This is a genomic window from Polaromonas sp. P1_G2 (assembly GCF_056405515.1).
The window spans coordinates 1-408 of sequence record NZ_JBFUBY010001402.1; the positions used below are offsets into that span (position 1 = coordinate 1).

1 protein-coding gene is annotated in these 408 nt (G+C 64.0%); it reads right to left on the reverse strand.

What is annotated here, in order from left to right; all coding sequences use genetic code 11:
• Positions 1–380: enolase C-terminal domain-like protein (locus tag AC1D0P_RS30775; RefSeq protein WP_477680196.1), on the reverse strand; the 380-nt coding region annotated here is incomplete at its 3' end.
• Positions 381–408: the final 28 nt, after the last annotated feature.

The window sequence follows — 408 nt, forward strand, 5'->3', positions numbered from 1 at the left end:
GTGCACATGGTCACCAGCGACAGGTTGGCGGCGTGCGGCGTGCAGGGCAGGCCTGCGGCGGCCGCCATCCTTGCCACTTCGAGCGTCCGGTGGATGCCGCCGAGATACATCACGTCGGGCTGGACGATATCGACGGCGCGCATGCCGATCATCGTCTTCCAGGCGGAAAATTCGCAATCCTGCTCGCCGCCGGTCACGTCGATGTCGAGCGCATCGGCGACTTCCTTGGTCTGCTCGAATTCCCAATAGGGGCAGGGTTCTTCGTAATGGCCGATGCCGTTGTCCTCCAGCATGAGGCCGACTTCGATCGCCCGCTTCGGCGAATAGCAGGAATTGGCGTCGACCAGCTTGTCGATGCCGTCGCCGAGCGCCTTGGCCACCAAGGGTACGATGGCTTCGGTACGGCCC